The 15231-nt window shown below is 64.4% G+C and carries 18 protein-coding genes; 8 read left to right on the top strand and 10 right to left on the bottom strand.

Annotated elements, in window-relative coordinates; all coding sequences use genetic code 11:
* Window positions 1–76: 76 nt before the first annotated feature.
* From dapF to AB1Z25_RS08885, 3 genes are all read left to right on the top strand, one after another.
* Window positions 77–907, top strand: a complete 831-nt coding sequence (dapF, locus tag AB1Z25_RS08895) for a diaminopimelate epimerase (protein WP_486637055.1) — start codon at window positions 77–79, stop codon at window positions 905–907.
* A 67-nt stretch (window positions 908–974) separates the two neighbouring features.
* Window positions 975–1628: a DUF484 family protein gene (locus AB1Z25_RS08890; protein WP_235088928.1), complete on the top strand. Its 654-nt coding sequence runs from the start codon at window positions 975–977 to the stop codon at window positions 1626–1628.
* Window positions 1625–2194, top strand: a complete 570-nt coding sequence (locus AB1Z25_RS08885; RefSeq protein WP_107799387.1) for a hypothetical protein — start codon at window positions 1625–1627, stop codon at window positions 2192–2194. The genes AB1Z25_RS08890 and AB1Z25_RS08885 overlap by 4 nt, the downstream gene beginning before the upstream one ends.
* Before the next feature lie 90 nt (window positions 2195–2284).
* On the opposite strand, the gene AB1Z25_RS08880 is transcribed toward AB1Z25_RS08885, so the two are convergent.
* The 7 genes from AB1Z25_RS08880 to AB1Z25_RS08850 all read right to left on the bottom strand — a co-directional run bounded on the left by AB1Z25_RS08880 (window position 2285) and on the right by AB1Z25_RS08850 (window position 8976).
* Window positions 2285–2866: a YceI family protein gene (locus AB1Z25_RS08880; protein ID WP_233246675.1), complete on the bottom strand. Its 582-nt coding sequence runs from the start codon at window positions 2864–2866 to the stop codon at window positions 2285–2287.
* 32 nt (window positions 2867–2898) lie between these two features.
* Entirely contained in the window at window positions 2899–3456 is a 558-nt protein-coding gene (locus AB1Z25_RS08875) for a YceI family protein (protein ID WP_227107992.1), read from the bottom strand.
* On the bottom strand, window positions 3453–4016 hold the full coding sequence (locus AB1Z25_RS08870; protein WP_107799389.1) for a cytochrome b: 564 nt from the start codon (window positions 4014–4016) through the stop codon (window positions 3453–3455). Before AB1Z25_RS08870 ends, AB1Z25_RS08875 begins: the two co-directional genes overlap by 4 nt.
* Window positions 4017–4276: 260 nt before the next feature.
* Window positions 4277–5242: an ABC transporter permease gene (locus AB1Z25_RS08865; RefSeq protein WP_107799390.1), complete on the bottom strand. Its 966-nt coding sequence runs from the start codon at window positions 5240–5242 to the stop codon at window positions 4277–4279.
* Window positions 5242–6348 (bottom strand): ABC transporter permease, encoded by a 1107-nt coding sequence (locus AB1Z25_RS08860; RefSeq protein ID WP_233246676.1) that lies wholly within the window; start codon window positions 6346–6348, stop codon window positions 5242–5244. Before AB1Z25_RS08860 ends, AB1Z25_RS08865 begins: the two co-directional genes overlap by 1 nt.
* Window positions 6345–7874 carry an ABC transporter ATP-binding protein gene (locus tag AB1Z25_RS08855; RefSeq protein WP_486637054.1) on the bottom strand — a complete coding sequence of 510 codons (1530 nt, stop codon included), beginning with the start codon at window positions 7872–7874 and terminating at the stop codon, window positions 6345–6347. The genes AB1Z25_RS08860 and AB1Z25_RS08855 overlap by 4 nt, the downstream gene beginning before the upstream one ends.
* 118 nt (window positions 7875–7992) lie before the next feature.
* Window positions 7993–8976, bottom strand: a complete 984-nt coding sequence (locus tag AB1Z25_RS08850) for a BMP family lipoprotein (RefSeq protein ID WP_107799392.1) — start codon at window positions 8974–8976, stop codon at window positions 7993–7995.
* Between the two features lie 492 nt (window positions 8977–9468).
* Here AB1Z25_RS08850 and AB1Z25_RS08845 point away from each other — a divergent pair, with 492 nt between their 5' ends.
* The 5 genes from AB1Z25_RS08845 (at window position 9469) to AB1Z25_RS08825 (ending at window position 12717) form a co-directional block, all read left to right on the top strand.
* The gene (locus AB1Z25_RS08845) at window positions 9469–10236 is read left to right on the top strand and encodes a tRNA pseudouridine(65) synthase TruC (protein WP_486637053.1); all 768 of its coding nucleotides are present in this window, start codon (window positions 9469–9471) and stop codon (window positions 10234–10236) included.
* Between the two features lie 21 nt (window positions 10237–10257).
* Window positions 10258–11106: a 23S rRNA (adenine(2030)-N(6))-methyltransferase RlmJ gene (locus AB1Z25_RS08840; RefSeq protein ID WP_486637052.1), complete on the top strand. Its 849-nt coding sequence runs from the start codon at window positions 10258–10260 to the stop codon at window positions 11104–11106.
* Between the two features lie 167 nt (window positions 11107–11273).
* Window positions 11274–11828 (top strand): thymidine kinase, encoded by a 555-nt coding sequence (locus AB1Z25_RS08835; RefSeq protein WP_227107985.1) that lies wholly within the window; start codon window positions 11274–11276, stop codon window positions 11826–11828.
* A gap of 137 nt (window positions 11829–11965) precedes the next feature.
* Window positions 11966–12544, top strand: a complete 579-nt coding sequence (locus AB1Z25_RS08830) for a LexA family protein (protein ID WP_107799396.1) — start codon at window positions 11966–11968, stop codon at window positions 12542–12544.
* A 17-nt stretch (window positions 12545–12561) separates the two neighbouring features.
* Window positions 12562–12717 (top strand): hypothetical protein, encoded by a 156-nt coding sequence (locus tag AB1Z25_RS08825; RefSeq protein ID WP_167604380.1) that lies wholly within the window; start codon window positions 12562–12564, stop codon window positions 12715–12717.
* Window positions 12718–13031: 314 nt separating this feature from the next.
* On the opposite strand, the gene nagZ is transcribed toward AB1Z25_RS08825, so the two are convergent.
* The 3 genes from nagZ to AB1Z25_RS08810 form a co-directional block, all read right to left on the bottom strand.
* On the bottom strand, window positions 13032–14120 hold the full coding sequence (gene nagZ, locus AB1Z25_RS08820) for a beta-N-acetylhexosaminidase (RefSeq protein WP_486637051.1): 1089 nt from the start codon (window positions 14118–14120) through the stop codon (window positions 13032–13034).
* A 161-nt stretch (window positions 14121–14281) separates the two neighbouring features.
* Window positions 14282–14671, bottom strand: a complete 390-nt coding sequence (gene acpS, locus AB1Z25_RS08815; RefSeq protein ID WP_486637050.1) for a holo-ACP synthase — start codon at window positions 14669–14671, stop codon at window positions 14282–14284.
* Window positions 14668–15231, bottom strand: a complete 564-nt coding sequence (locus AB1Z25_RS08810; RefSeq protein WP_486637049.1) for a metal-dependent hydrolase — start codon at window positions 15229–15231, stop codon at window positions 14668–14670. Before AB1Z25_RS08810 ends, acpS begins: the two co-directional genes overlap by 4 nt.

Genomic DNA, 15231 nt, shown 5'->3' with positions numbered 1-15231 from the left:
CTTCCGCGCGCGCGGCCCGCCGCCCGACCGCCGGCCCGATAGCGGGCCGCTTGTTTACGCAGGATCTGGCGCGCCAATGAAATTGCACTTCACCAAAATGCACGGCCTCGGCAACGACTTCATGGTTGTCGACGGCGTGAGTCAAACCATTCCCCTGAGCGCGGAGCGCATCCGTCAGCTGGGGGATCGCCACTTCGGCATCGGCTTCGATCAATTACTGCTGGTGGAGCCCCCGCGCTCACCGGACAACGATTTCCGCTACCGCATCTTCAATAACGACGGCGGCGAGGTGGAGCAATGCGGCAACGGCGCGCGCTGCTTCGCCAAATTCGTGTCCGACCGCGGCCTCACCGCCAAATCGCGGATCCGGGTGGAAACCGCCAAGGGCGTGATCGCGCCGGAGTATCTGGGCGACGGCCAGGCCCGGGTGGACATGGGCCGGCCGCGCTTCGCTCCGGACGAGATTCCGTTCCAGGCCGAGCGCGAGGCGGTATGCCACGATTTGCAAGTCGAGGATGCGACCTTGTCGGTCAGCGTGGTGTCGATGGGGAACCCCCACGCGGTGCAGATAGTCGCAGATGTAGCCTTGGCTCCGGTGACGCGCGTCGGCGCGGCCATCGAAAACCATCCCCGCTTCCCGGAACGGGTCAACGCCGGCTTCATGCAGGTGCTCGCCCGCGATGAAATCCGTCTACGCGTGTTCGAACGCGGCGCCGGCGAAACGCTGGCCTGCGGCACCGGCGCCTGCGCGGCGGTGGTGGCCGGCATCCGCCGCGGCCTGCTGGACCGGCGCGTGCGAGTGCACACCCGCGGCGGCGAACTGACGGTGGAATGGCCGGCCGACGACGCCGCGGTCACCATGACCGGCCCCGCCGTCACCGTGTTCCAGGGCGAAATCGAGATTTAACGGCCCGCCGCCGGCAAACGGCGGCGGGCTCGCAACAACAACACAGCCGTATAGGGGGTTATGAATCATGCAGACAGATGATGTGCTGGCGTTTTTGGACCAACACCCGGACTTTCTCGCCCACCATGCCGAAAGACTCGGCCTGAAGCCGGGCGGCGCGCCGCAAGACCGCGTGGTGGTCTCGCTGGCGGAACGCCAAATGCTGGACCTGAAGGACCGCAACCGCCAGTTGGAATCGCGTTTGCAGCAGTTGATCCGCCACAGCGAAGCCAACGACCGCATCATCGCCAGCGCCCATCAATTGGCGCTGACGCTGCAAGCCTGCCTGAGCCTGCAAGACGTGCTGAACGCGCTGCCCGCCTGCTTCGCCGAGCATTTCAAGCTGAAGCGCGTGGCGCTGCGGCTGTGGCATCCGGCGGCGGAGTCCGCCGGCCCGGCCTACGACGCCCGCAGCGAGGTGGCCGCGCTGGCGCGCAATCTGTCCGCGCCCTATTGCGGCCCCTACGTCAACGACGACGTGCTGGCCTGGTTCCCGGCCGCGCCGGTATTGCAGTCCTTCGCCCAACTGGCGCTGCGCGACGGCAAGGGCCAGGCCTTCGGCCTGCTGGCGCTGGCGTCGGACGATCCGCAACGCTTCACCTTCGACATGCACACCCACTACCTGGCCCAGATAGGCGAGCAGGTGTCCGCCGTCCTGGTCCGCGTACTGGAGGCTCAATGACGGCGACGCCCACCGGTTGGTTCCTGCTCGTTCTGGTCGCGCTGTTCTACTTGCACATTCTGTGGCGCTTGATCGCCAGCCGCGACGGCATCGCCCAGCTATGCTTCGCGGCGTCCTTCTTCATCCTGGCGCTGATCTTCCGCGCGGACCCCTTCCTCACCGTGCTGTCGCCGGTGTTGCTGCCCTTCTGTTACGCCTACGCCTGGCTGGGCATCGCCGCCGTGCTGTGGTCCGCCAGCAGCTTGCGGGTCAGCCGGCTTGGCCTGGCCTTCCCCGAACGCCAGCCGCAGCTGGCGGCGCTGATGGCCAGCCAGCTCAGCCTGCATCTGGGCATCGTCGCTTTTTCACGCTTGCTGGACTGGCGGCCGCTGCTGTCCTACCTGATGGCTCCGCCGCTGATCATGGTCGTCAGCTACGCCTGTTACCGCGCGCTCTTGTACGTGATGCGCCGTCAGCCGGAAGCGCGTCTGCCCTGGACGGTGTTCGGCGGCATGACCGTGATCAGCCCCCTGCTGGTGATGTGGCTGTCCGATTGGCTGGCCCCCATCGTGCTGGGCCTGACCTGATCCCCTCAACGGCGTCCATAAAAAACCCGAGTCTTTCGACTCGGGTTTTTTTGACGCCGGGCAAGGTCTCCGGCGCTTTATCGAATCCGCTTACTTCTTGCCGGCTTCGATGGTGATGTTCAGCTGCAGATCGTCGCCCACCGCCGGCGCGTAAGCGCCCACGCCGAACTCGCTGCGCTTGATGGTGGCGGTGGCGTCGGCGCCGCACCACGGCTTCTTGGCCATCGGATGGGAATCCACGCACTTGAAGTTAGTCACCGTCAGCGTCACCGGCTTGGTCACGCCGTGCAGGCTCAGTTGGCCGTCCACCGCCGCCAGCTTGTCGCCGTTGAAGGTGAATTTGTCGGATTTGAACGTGATGGTCGGGTACTTCTCAACGTCCAGGAAGTCCGGGCTGGCGATGTGCTTGTCGCGCGCCGCCCAGCCGCTGTCGTGGCTGGCGGTCTTGATCACGATGTCCACCGAGCCGGTTTTCTTGGCCTGGTCCAGCACCACGGTGCCCTTGGTGTCGTTGAAACGGCCGCTCAGCGTGGAAAAGCCCAGGTGGCTCAGCGAGTAGCCGGCATGGGTGTGCGAGCTGTCCACTTCGTAAGTGACCGGGGCGGCTTGCGCGCTGCCCAGTACGCCCAGCGTCATCACGGCGGCAAACAGAGTCTTCATTTTGGTCGTCACGTCGGTTTTCTCCAGGGTAAAGAAAGGCAAGATTACTTGCCGGTCAGAACGAATTTGTATTTGACGGTCACCAGATCGGCGATCGCCTCGGTGTCGTCCCAAGCGCCGTCGCCCACCTTGAACTGCAGGCGTTGCAGCGGGAAGCTGCCTTGCAGCGTGGTTTCATTGCCCGCGCTGGCGGCGGTGAAGGTGGACACCACCTCGCGGCTGACGCCCTTCAGGCTCAGGGTGCCGCGGGTTTCGAACTTGCCGCCGCCCAGAGCCTTCACCGATTTGGCGGTGAAGGTGGCCTTGGGCAGGCTGGCGATATTGAAGAAGGACGCGCCGCGCACCGTGGTGTTGCCGTCGGCGCTGCCCACGTCCACGCTGCCCAGGTCCACGGTGAACACCGCCTTGGTGGCCTCCGGCTTGGCGGCGTCGAAGCTGACGTTGGCGGCGAAGCTCTTGAAGCGGCCTTCGGTGGGCACGTTCATCTGCTTGAAGGTAAAGCCCAGCGTGCTCTTGGCCGCGTTCAGCGTTTGCGCGGCCTGGGCCGGCGCCATGGCCAGCGCCACGGCGGCGCTCAGGGCGAGGGAAGTCAGAAATTTCATGCTTGAGGATCTCCTTTGCGACAGGACGGCAACATCCGCGCCAGTGTGGCGTCGCGATCGATAAAGTGATGTTTCAATGCCGCCAGCGCGTGCAGGCCGACGATGGCGACGATGGCGTAAGCCATCAGCGCGTGGCTCCAGCCCAGCACATGGCCCAGCGCTTCGTTCTTGTCCACCAGGTCCGGCAGTTGCACCAGGTTGAACCACACCACCGGGTAGCCCTTGGCCGAGCTCATCAGCCAGCCCACCAAGGGCATGGCCAACATCAGCGCGTACAGCAGCACGTGGATCAGACCGGCGGCCTTGAGCTGCCAGGCCGGCTGCCCGGGCAAAGGCGCCGGCGCGCCGCGGCGCGCGCGCCAGACCAGGCGCAGCACGGCCAGCGCCAGCACGCTGATGCCCACCCATTTGTGCCAGGCGATCAAAGAGGCTTTCAGTTTGAAACTGGCCGGCGAAGTGATTTGCATGCTGTTGAAATACCAGCCCATGATCAGGGCGGCAATGATCAACAGCGCAATCAGCCAGTGCAGGGCTATCTGTGTCGGACTGTAGCGTTGCATCGAATTCCTTATTACAAATGAGCGGCAGATTAAAACTTATCATGCCCGTTAATCATAAAAGCGCGCCCATTGCCGTCATAGCGAAATTATTAGCGCAAAAGATTCAAATTTTCTGAACAACCACCTGGCGACGCAATGGCAGTTGAGATTGGGAATCACTATGAATAACAAACGACGGCAAGGTTCCCGTATGCGATATAAAACAAAAAACCGCCAGGGGCAAAGCCCGCTGGCGGTTTCCGACTTGGCTCAAAAGCCGGTCAACGGCTCTTGACGAAGGGAATGCCTATCGCTTTGGGCGCCACCGCGCGGCCGACGAAGCCCGCCAGCAGCAAGACGGTCAGCACATAGGGAATCACCGCGATGGCCTGGGACGGGATCTGGCCGATGCCCGGCAGCGCCACGCCTTCCAGACGGATCTGGATGGCGTCGGCGAAAGCGAACACCAGGCAGCCCAGCACCGCCGGCAGCGGCTTCCATTTGCCGAAAATCAACGCGGCCAGCGCCAGGAAGCCCTTGCCCGCCGTCATTTCCTTGATGAAGCTGCCGGTCTGGTACACGGACAGATAGGTGCCGGCGATGCCGCACAACACGCCGCCCCAGAACAAGGCGGTGTAGCGCACCCTGGCCACCGAAATGCCGGCGGTGTCCGCCGCGTGCGGGTTCTCGCCCACGGCGCGCAGACGCAGGCCGAAGCGGCTCTTGTACAACACCCAGGCCACCAGCGGCACGATCAGGAACAGAGTCAGATACACCAGGATGCTGTGGCCGGACAGCAGCTTGCTGTACAGCTGGCCCAGCAGCGGCACCTCGCGCAGCTCATGGGCGAACGGCAGCGCGATCTCGTGGAAGCGGCCCTCGTCCGGCAGCTGCGGGGTGTTGCCGCCCTGCTGGAACCAGGCCAGGCCCAGCACCGGGGTGATGCCGGAAGCGACGGTGTTGAGCGCCATGCCGGAAATCAGCTGATTGCCGTTGTAGGTGACGGACACGAAGGCGTGGATCATCGCCATCGCCACCGAGGCGGCGATGCCGCAGGCCATGCCTATCCACGGGTTCTGAGTGGCGAAGGCCGCGGCGGCCGCGGCAAAGGCCGCCACCAGCATCTTGCCTTCCAGGCTGATGTCCACCACGCCGGAACGTTCGGAGAACATGCCGGCCATCGCGGCCAGGATCAGCGGCGTGGCCACGCGCAGCGTGGAATCGAGCAGACTGAAGAAGATTTCCATTATTTGTCGTCCTTGCGCTTGAACAGGCCGGCGATGAACGGCTCGAACAGGTTTTCCAGCGCGCCGCAGAACAGGATGATCAGACCCTGGATGAAGATGATCATCTCGCGGGTGATCATCGGCTTCTCGAAGGACAGGTCGGAGCCGCCCTGGGTCAAGGCGCCGAACAACAGCGCGGACAGGATGATGCCCACCGGGTGGTTGCGCCCCATCAGCGCCACGGCGATGCCGACAAAGCCCACGCCGTTGGTGAACATCACGTTCATGCGGTGGGCGGAGCCCATCAGCTCGTTGACCGCGGCCAGACCGGACAGCGCGCCGGACACGCACATGGCGAGGATGATGACGCGGCTGACGCTCATGCCGGCGTAGCGGGCGGCCGGTTCGCTGGTGCCCACGGTGCGCAGTTCGAAGCCCCAACGGCTATGCCACACCACCAGGTAGAACAGCGCGGCGGCCAGCAAGGACATCACGAAGCTCAGGTTCAGCGGCGAGGTGGGAATCTCCACGCCAAAGCGCGCCGCCACTTCATGGATGGCGGGAATCCAGGCCGCCTGGCCGAATTCGCGCGTGGTCGGATTCTGCGAGCCGGCCTCGATCAAGTGATGGCTGATCAGGTACAACATCAAGGAGTAAGCGATGAAGTTGAACATGATGGTGGTCACCACGATGTGGCTGCCCCGCTTGGCCTGCAACCAGCCCGGCACGAAGGCCCAGGCCGCGCCGAAGCCCATCGCCGCCAGAATGGCCAGCGGCACCAGCACCGCCGGCGGCAGGCTGTGGTCGAAGCCCAGCACCACCAGGGTGACGCCCAGGCCGGCCAGATAGGTCTGGCCTTCGCCGCCGATATTGAACAGGCCGGCGTGGAAGGCGGTGGCCACCGCGAGGCCGGTGAAGATGAAGCCGGTGGTGTAGAACAGGGTGTAGCCTATGCCCTCGCCGTAGCCGAAGGCGCCGTTGATCAGCAGCTTCAGGCATTCCCAAGGGTCTTCGCCTATCAGCCAGGTGACCAGGCCGGTCACCAGCAGCGCCGCCATCAGATTAAGCGCCGGCAGCACCGTCAGCTGCGCCCAGCGCGGCAAGGTGGAAGGTTGTCCGAATTTCAATGCTTGTGCCCCCCCATCAGCAGGCCCAGCGAAATGGTGTCAGCGTCCTTGGCCGCCACTTCGCCGGAGATCTGTCCGCCGGCCATGACCAGGATGCGGTCGGCCAGCGCCAGGATTTCTTCTAATTCAACCGAGACCAGCAAAATGGCCTTGCCCTCGTCGCGCAGTTCCACCAGCCGCTTGTGAATGAATTCAATCGCGCCGATGTCGACGCCGCGCGTCGGCTGGCCGATCAGCAGCAGGTCCGGATTGGCGTGGATTTCACGCGCCAGCACCACTTTCTGCTGATTGCCGCCGGAGAGCAGGCCCACGCGCAGCAGCGGATTGCCCGGGCGGATGTCGAATTGCTGGATGAAGTCGCGGGTGCGCGCCAACAGCCGCTTGCGCGAATACCACGGGCCGCGGCCCAGGCCGGTTTCGCCGTGATAGCCGAGAATGGCGTTTTCATAGCTGGAGAAGGCCTTGACCAGGCCCTCGCGCGAGCGGTCTTCCGGCACGTGGGCGATGCCCAGCCTGCGGTAGAGCGCGGCGCGCGGCTCGCCGCCGCAACGGCGGCGCAGCAGGTCCTCGCCCTTGTAGACCATCTCGCCGGCGCTGGGCTCCAACATGCCGGCCAGCACTTCCAACAGTTCCGACTGGCCGTTGCCGGACACGCCGGCGATGCCGACGATCTCGCCGGCGCGCACTTCGAAATTCAGCTGGTCCAGCAGCTTGACCGCGCGCGCGTCGGTCAGGCACAGATTCTTGACGCTGAGCACCGCCGCGCCCGGCTCGCGCTCGGCCTTGTCCACTTTCAGGCTGACCTTGCGGCCCACCATCAAGTCCGCCAGCTTTTCCTTGTCCACGTCGCAGGTGGCGACATTGGCCACCACGGTGCCGGCGCGCATCACGCTGACGCCGTCGGTGATGTCCATCACCTCGCGCAGCTTGTGGGTGATCAGGATCACGGTCTTGCCCTGCGCCTTCAGCGAACGCAGGATGTGGAACAGGTGATCGGCTTCCTGCGGCGTCAGCACCGCGGTGGGCTCGTCCAGAATCAGCACGTCGGCGCCGCGGTACAGCGCCTTGAGGATTTCCACCCTTTGCTGCAGGCCCACGCCCAGATCGCCCACCAGCGCGTCCGGATCCACCTCCAGCGAGTAATTGCGGTTGAGCTCTTTCAGATGCTCGCGGGCCTCGTCCAGCCCCTTTTTCAGCACCAGGCCGCCTTCGGCGCCCAGCACGATGTTCTCCAGCACGGTAAAGGTGTCCACCAGCATGAAATGCTGATGCACCATGCCGATTCCCAGCTCGATGGCTTCCTGGCTGTTGCGGATCGGCGCTTCCTTGCCGTTCACCCGGATGGCGCCGCTGTCGGCTTGATAATAGCCGTACAGAATGCTCATCAACGTGGATTTACCGGCCCCGTTTTCGCCGATGACGCCATGGACGGTGCCCTTGGCGATTTTCATCGAGACGTCGCGGTTGGCTTTGACGGCACCAAAACTCTTGTTGATGCCCGCCAGCTCAATGGCAAACTCGGTCATGCTTATTCATATTCCCTGGTTAGGGTCAACCTGATTCCGCTCCGGCATGAACAAACAGGCACGATGGAATGCATCGTGCCTGCGTCCCCGAAACGGATCAGGGAAAACTCAGCTCAGCTTATTGCATCGGGCAACTGTTGTTGGCGCGGTAATCCACCACCTTGATCTTGCCGCCGATAATGTCCGCCTTGGCCGCGTTGATCTTCTTCTCCATCGCCGGAGTGATCACTTTGCGGTTGTTGGCGTCCAGCGCCCAATCCACGCCGGCCTCCTTCAGGCCCAGCACCTTGACTTCCGGCTTCCAGGAACCGTTCTTGGCGTCCTTGAAGGTGTTGAACACCGCCACGTCCACGCGCTTGACCATGGAGGTCAGCACCGAACCCGGGTACAGATGGTTCTGGTTGCTGTCCACGCCGATGGAGTACTTGCCGGCGGCCTTGGCGGCTTGCAGCACGCCCAGGCCGGTGCCGCCGGCGGCGGCGAACACCACGTCCACGCCGCGGTCGAACTGGCTCTTGGCCAGCTCAGTGCCGCGCGCCGGGTCGTTGAAGGCCTGCGGAGTGGTGCCGGTCATGTTCTGGATCACGCTGGCGTTCTTGTTGGTGAACTTCACGCCCTGCACATAGCCACAGCCGAAGGCGCGGATCAGCGGCACGTCCATGCCGCCGACAAAGCCCACCTTGCCGCTCTTGGAGGCCATCGCCGCGGCCACGCCGGTCAGGAAGGCGCCTTCTTGTTCCTTGAACACGATGCTCTGAACGTTGGAACCTTTTGCCACGGCGTCGATCAGAGTGAACTTGACCTTGGGGAACTCCTTGGCCACGGTTTCCACCGCCTGGGTGAAGGAGAAGCCGATGGCCACCACGATGTCGGCGTCGCGGCGCGCCATATTGCGCAGCAGCTGTTCTTTCTGGGCTTCGGACGCGATCTGGCCGTCGCGGTAGTTGATCTTGAATTCCTTCTTGAAACGCTCGGCGCCGTTGTACGCGGACTCGTTGAAGCTCTTGTCAAACTTGCCGGCCATGTCGTAGACCACGGCGGGCGAGAATTCTTTGGCGAAGGCGGAAGTGGACAACACCGCGGCCGCTACGGCAAAGCTCATTCGTTTCAGCTGGATTTTCATCTCTATGACTCTATGGAGTTTGTTGGTCAACCCGCACGTCGATCACCCCCTGTGGTTCCCGTGTCGTGCAGCGAAGCAAAGCGCCCGCCAACCCTTTGTCATGTAGCGTCGCAACTACACGCCTGGTTGCGCGGATGCGGTCCTGCCGCCATCCCGTGGCAAACGGGATCGCAATCGGCACAGACGCCGCCCTGTCATTCTTGTTTGAGCGCGGCGAATTGTAATGACGCACCCATGGCCTGTAAACAACTTCCTCTCTACTTTGAAATATCATGTCGCAACGAAAACCGGCAAAGCCCGAGCCCGCGCACAAAAACGCCAATAGCATGACAAAACGCTGTTGTTTTCGCGTAATGGAAGCGTAAGACATAAAACTACAGCACAAGGGCATCGTCCGTCGCCCGCGCGCCTTCCAAAGCCGGCCGGCAACGCCTACAATGCCGGCCTTCCCCACCCGCTTCAAGCCGCCCCATGCTGCCCATTCTTTACCGCGACGACCGGCTGATCGCCATTCACAAGCCCTCCGGCCTGCTGGTGCACCGCACCGCGCTGGACCGCAACGAAACCCGCTTCGCCGTGCAGCTGCTGCGCGACCAGATCGGCCAGCGGGTCTACCCGGTGCACCGGCTGGACAAGGGCACTTCCGGCGTGCTGCTGTTCGCGCTGGACAAGGACATGTGCCGCGAAATGAGCTGGCAGTTCGAACGCCAGCAGGTGGACAAGCGCTATATCGCCGTGGTCCGCGGCCACGCCGACGACGCCGGACGCATCGACTACCCCTTGAGCCGGCGCCCGGACGATCTGGAATGGATAGGCGAAACCGTGGACACCGCGCCGCAGGCCGCCGTCACCGATTACCGCACGCTGGCGCGCATCGAGCTGCCGATCGAGGTCGAACGCTACCCCAGCAGCCGCTACAGCCTGCTGGAGCTGACGCCTCACACCGGCCGCCGCCACCAGCTCCGCCGCCATCTGAAGCACATCGCCCACCCCATCATCGGCGACGCCACCCACGGCAAGGGCCGCCACAATCGCATGTTCGCCGAGCATTTCGGCAGCCGGCGCCTGCTGCTGGCCTGCGTCGCAATGCGGCTGAGCCACCCTGACAGCGGGCAGCCGCTCTGGCTGCAAGCGCCGCCGGCCGACGATTTCATGCAGCTTGCGGAACAACTGGGCTGGCGCGCCGCGCTGGAGGACACGCTGCGCGGCCACGCCGAATCCGGTACAATTCGCGGCTGACGAACGCCATACCCCGCAGCCATGCTCAGTTACCGCCACGCCTTCCACGCCGGCAACCACGCCGACGTGCTCAAGCATCTGATCCAGATCGAACTCCTGAACTACCTGGGCCAGAAAGCCAAGCCCTACTGGTATATCGACACCCATGCCGGCGCCGGTGCCTACTCGCTGGTGGAAGGTTACGCCACCAAGAACGCCGAATTCGAATCCGGCATCGCCCGCCTGTGGCGGCGCGAGGACCTGCCGGAAGCCGTCGCCAACTACGTCGACGTGGTGCGCAGCCTGAACGCCGACGGCGAACTCAAGCTCTACCCCGGCTCGCCCTGGTGCGCGGCGGAAGTGATGCCGGCCAGCGACAAGCTGCGCCTGTTCGAACTGCACCCCACCGACCACCAGCTGCTGGCCGACACCTTCGCCGACGCCGGCCGCCGCGTGCAAATCCAGCAGGCCAACGGCTTCGAGGCGATCAAGGCGATTCTGCCGCCGCCGCCGCGCCGCGCGCTGGTGCTGATCGACCCGCCCTACGAGGACAAGCGCGATTACCAGCACGTGATCACCACGCTGAAGGAAAGCCTGAAACGCTTCGCCACCGGCGTCTACGCGGTCTGGTATCCCTGCCTGCAACGCGCCGAGATGAAGGAACTGCCCAAGGAAATGAAGAAGCTGGGCGCCAAGAACTGGCTGCGCGCCGAACTGCACGTGCAAAAGCCGTCCAGCGACGGCTTCGGCATGCACGGCAGCGGCATGTTCATCCTCAACGCGCCGTGGACGCTGCCGCAGACGCTGCGCGAAGTGCTGCCCTACCTCGCCCAGCATCTGGCGCAGGATGCCGGCGCCAGCTATGTGCTGGAAACCGGCGGTGACCTTTAAAGAACCTATTTACGATCTACTGCGCGTCGTGGAGCGTTACACGGTGAGTACGGCTTCAGAATGCTCATGTACCTCTTGTACACTCCGCTTCTTCAACCGTTTTCGCCTTGTCTCCCCTTAGCTCGCGAGATCGTAAACAGGCCCTAAGCCCCAGCGAGAACCCATCGATGGCAAAACTCTTTTTCCGCTACGCCGCGATGAACAGCGGCAAGAGCACCCAGCTGCTGCAAATCGCCAACAACTACGAATCCATGGGCAAGACCGTGGCGCTGTTCACCAGCGCGATGGACGACCGCTACGGCTTCGGCAAGATCACCTCCCGCCTCAATCTGCAGCGCGACGCCCGCACCTTCTCGCCGGAGCTGAACTTCCTGGCCGAGGATTTCGGCCAGACCGCCTGCATCCTGATCGACGAAGCCCAGTTCATCACCCCGGAGCAGGTGCACCAGTTGCATGAGCTGGCCCACACCCGCAACATTCCGGTGATCTGCTTCGGCCTGCGCACCGATTTCCGCGGCGAGCCCTTCATCGGCTCCGGCATGCTGCTGGCGCTGGCCGACGAAATCGAAGAGATCAAGACCATTTGCGAATGTGGCAAAAAAGCCACCATGCACATTCGCATCGACGCCGACGGCCGCCGCGTCAAAGAAGGCCCGCAGGTGGAAATCGGCGGCAACGCCCGCTACCGCGCGGTTTGCGCCCGCTGCTTCTACCGGCTCTGAAGCCGCCGCCCGCCCGCCGAAACCCGCCCGCCTCAGCGGGCTTTTTTGCGCCCGCCGCCGGCGCGCTCAAAAAAAACTTGCCCTGGGCTTTGATAATGTACACAATCAAATCTGCTTGCATTACAGAGGATTAGCCAATGAGCCATGGGGGCAAACGCAGCGGCGCCGGCCGCAAATCCAGCTACGGCGGAGACAAGACCGTCGCCCTCCGCGTGCCGGAACCGTTGAAACCGGTGCTGGAAGACTGGCTGCGCGACTACCGCAGCTGGCGCACCGCCCACAACGCCCAGGCCGACGACGTGCGCACCCTGGCGCGCCACCTCAGCGAGTTGTCGCTGCCGCTGTTCGCCAACAGCGTGCCGGCCGGCTCGCCGGTGGCGGCGGACGATCTCAAGGAAGACGACGTGGACCTCAACGCCAGGCTGGCGCCGCGGCCGGGCAGCACCTTCCTCGTCACGGTCAAGGGCGAATCCATGTTGGGCGCCGGCATCCACGACGGCGACCTGCTGGTGGTGGACCGCGCGACGGAGGCGCGCAACGGCAAGGTTGTGGTGGCGGCGCTCAATGGCGAACTGACGGTGAAGCGGCTGGAAAAAACCGCCAAGGGCATCCGCCTGCTGCCGGAAAACCCGGAATTTCAGCCGATTCCGGTGCCGGAAGACGCCGCCTTCCATATCTGGGGCGTCGTCACCAACGTCATCCACAAAGTGGACTGAACCTTCGGGAGAACACCATGGAACACACTCAAGCGCAGTACGACAGCATCAAGATGAAGTTCATGGACTGGCGCCGGCTGCCGCGCGCCTTCCGCGCGGTGATCCAGGGCCAGCCGCAAGTGCTGGTCAGCCGCCCGGGGCGGGACTTCTACGTGCCGGTGCAGTTTGTTTAGCCACTTTTATTAGCCACGGAAACACACGGAAGACACGGCAAAAGACAACTCCTTCGGCCAGGAGGCCCACGAAACCTTCTACCGTCTTTGGTCCGTGTTTTTCCGTGTGCTTCCGTGGCAAAAGAAACCACAGACCTTCCCTTTTTTCCTAGCCTTCCGTGGCAAAAGACGTTTTCCGCTCCCCTTTAAGAACGGCTAACATTGTCAGTTTCACGGCTGAGGCAAGGCGCGCCGACGCAGGCAGTACTTGAGTACGACAAGTCGGCGCAACGCAGCATCAGGGGTTTGTTAGCAGCTCTAAGCAAGCGTCACGCTTAATTGGCCTCGCCCACGTCCGGCCCGCGCATCGCGTCCACCGGCATGTTCAAACGCTCCACCTGGGCGCGCGCCGCGGCGAAGGCCGGGCCGGCCAGCTCCGCCGCCCAATCCGCCGCCTTGCCGGCCATGCGCTCCAGCCGCCGCGCCAGTTCCGGCTGCGCCGGCGGCCGCAGATGGGCCAAGATCAGATCGGTCTGCCGGGGATCGTTGCAGACCAGCACCATATCGCAACCGGCGGCCAAGGCCGCGTCGGCGCGCTGAACAAAGTCGCCGGCGCCGGCCGCGCCCTCCATGTCCAAGGCGTCGGAGAAGATCACGCCGTCAAAGCCCAGCCGGCCGCGCAGCACCTGCTGCAGCCACACCGGCGAGAAACCGGCCGGCTGCGCGTCCACCGCCGGGTACAGAACATGCGCCGGCATCACCGAGCCCATGCCGGCGGCCGCCAGGCGGCCGAAGGGCACCAGATCGTCCGCCTCCAGCTCGGCCAGGCTGCGGCCGTCCTCCGGCATCAGATGATGGCTGTCGCCCTCGACGAAGCCATGGCCGGGGAAGTGCTTGCCGCAAGTGGACATGCCGCCGCGCGCCAGGCCGCGCTGCAGCGCCTCGGCCAACTCGGCCACAATGGCCGGATCGCGGTGGAAGCTGCGGTTGCCTATCACCGCGCAGCGCCCCCAATCCAGGTCAAGCACCGGGGTGAAGGACAGGTCGACGCCGCAGGCTGACAGCTCGGCGGCCAACACATAGCCCACGTTCTCCGCCTGCTCCAAGGCCGCCGCGCGGTCCTGCTCCCACATCCTGCCCAGCACCTGCATCGGCGGCAGACGGGTGAAGCCGTCGAGGAAGCGCTGCACCCGGCCGCCCTCGTGATCCACCGCAATCAGCAAATGCGGGCTGCGCAAGGCGCGGATTTCCGCGGTCAGCGCCTTCAGCTGTTCGATGTCCTGGAAATTGCGGCGGAACAGGATCACCCCGCCCACCAGCGGATGCGCCAAGCGCTGTTTCTCTTCGTCCGTCAGCCGCAGGCCGGCCACGCCCGCCATTACCGGCCCGCGCGGCAAGGCCGCGCTCTGTTGAGTCTGCTGCATCGGTTTGCTTTCTCTCTTAGAACCTTTTTACGATCCGCAACGCCTTGTGGAGCGTTACACGGTGAGCACGTCTTCAAAATGCTCATGTACCGTGTGTACACTCCGCTTTTTCAGCCGCAACGCCTTGTCTCGCCCTTGCTCGCGAGATCGTAAACACGTTCTTAGCCGGGCGCGGAGCGCTCCAGCACCACAAAAGCCAGCGCGTGGCCGCGTTCGTCGCTGATGGACAGATGACGCGCGCCCACGCCGCGCCGGCTTAAAAATTCTTCCAATTCAGGGCTTAGCGCCAATAGCGGCTTACCCCATTCATCATGCTCGACCCAGATCGCCGTCAGCAACACCGGCGCGCGCACCCCGGTGCCCAGCGCCTTGGCCAGAGCCTCCTTGACCGCGAAGCGCTTGGCCAGAAAGCGCGCCGGATCGGCGCTGTCGGCGAAAGCCCGCTGCTCGGCCGGGGCCAGCATGTGCCGCCCCAGCTTGAAGCCCCAGCGCTGGAACATCCCCCGCATGCGCTCGATGTCCACCAGATCGGTGCCTATGCCGTAAATCATCGTCCGCCCTCTCCGCGTCCGCGCAGCCAAAAAGCGCGGGACAGCCACAGCAGCAGACAGGGCAGCCAGACGTAAAGCAGCTCCGAACTCAGCACCCGCAGCCCCTTGGGACCCAGCCAGCGGCCGAGCGTCAGCGGCGAGCCTTCGATAGGCCGCCAATCAAACAAGAAGCGCCCCGGATGCCAGGGCATCGCCAAAGCCGGGCCATGGGTGGCGTCGGTCCACATGTCCAGCAAGGCGTGGGAGGCCACCGCCAGGCTCAGCACGACAAAGGCGCGTAGCGGCCCCAGACCCAGCCGCGACCACCAGCGGCGCCCGAGCGCGGCCAGCACGCCGCCGGCGATCAAGGCCAGCGTCAGCGAATGAGAGATGCCGCGATGCCCCCAGGGGCTGGCGTAGGGAATGCCCAGCTTGAAAGTGATCACGTCCAGATCCGGCAGCATCGCCGCCGCGCCGCACAGCAGCAGCCAGCCGGGCATGCCGGGCGCGCGCAGCGGACGCGGCGCGCACAGGCCGGCCAGCGTCGCGCCGGCCAGGGCGTGGGTGACGACAGTGGGCAC

This window comes from Chromobacterium sp. HL1 (assembly GCF_057418835.1).
This window is presented reverse-complemented; position numbering and strand designations above follow the sequence as displayed.

Coding starts and splice junctions, on each gene's coding strand:
- AB1Z25_RS08885 (WP_107799387.1), top strand. CDS start 1,625: ATGACGGCGACGCCCACCGGTTGGTTCCTGCTCGTTCTGGTCGCGCTG.
- nagZ (WP_486637051.1), bottom strand. CDS start 14,120: ATGCAGCAGACTCAACAGAGCGCGGCCTTGCCGCGCGGGCCGGTAATG.
- AB1Z25_RS08875 (WP_227107992.1), bottom strand. CDS start 3,456: ATGAAATTTCTGACTTCCCTCGCCCTGAGCGCCGCCGTGGCGCTGGCC.
- AB1Z25_RS08830 (WP_107799396.1), top strand. CDS start 11,966: ATGAGCCATGGGGGCAAACGCAGCGGCGCCGGCCGCAAATCCAGCTAC.
- AB1Z25_RS08855 (WP_486637054.1), bottom strand. CDS start 7,874: ATGACCGAGTTTGCCATTGAGCTGGCGGGCATCAACAAGAGTTTTGGT.
- AB1Z25_RS08865 (WP_107799390.1), bottom strand. CDS start 5,242: ATGGAAATCTTCTTCAGTCTGCTCGATTCCACGCTGCGCGTGGCCACG.
- dapF (WP_486637055.1), top strand. CDS start 77: ATGAAATTGCACTTCACCAAAATGCACGGCCTCGGCAACGACTTCATG.
- AB1Z25_RS08840 (WP_486637052.1), top strand. CDS start 10,258: ATGCTCAGTTACCGCCACGCCTTCCACGCCGGCAACCACGCCGACGTG.
- AB1Z25_RS08870 (WP_107799389.1), bottom strand. CDS start 4,016: ATGCAACGCTACAGTCCGACACAGATAGCCCTGCACTGGCTGATTGCG.
- AB1Z25_RS08845 (WP_486637053.1), top strand. CDS start 9,469: ATGCTGCCCATTCTTTACCGCGACGACCGGCTGATCGCCATTCACAAG.
- AB1Z25_RS08835 (WP_227107985.1), top strand. CDS start 11,274: ATGGCAAAACTCTTTTTCCGCTACGCCGCGATGAACAGCGGCAAGAGC.
- AB1Z25_RS08850 (WP_107799392.1), bottom strand. CDS start 8,976: ATGAGCTTTGCCGTAGCGGCCGCGGTGTTGTCCACTTCCGCCTTCGCC.
- AB1Z25_RS08890 (WP_235088928.1), top strand. CDS start 975: ATGCAGACAGATGATGTGCTGGCGTTTTTGGACCAACACCCGGACTTT.
- AB1Z25_RS08825 (WP_167604380.1), top strand. CDS start 12,562: ATGGAACACACTCAAGCGCAGTACGACAGCATCAAGATGAAGTTCATG.
- acpS (WP_486637050.1), bottom strand. CDS start 14,671: ATGATTTACGGCATAGGCACCGATCTGGTGGACATCGAGCGCATGCGG.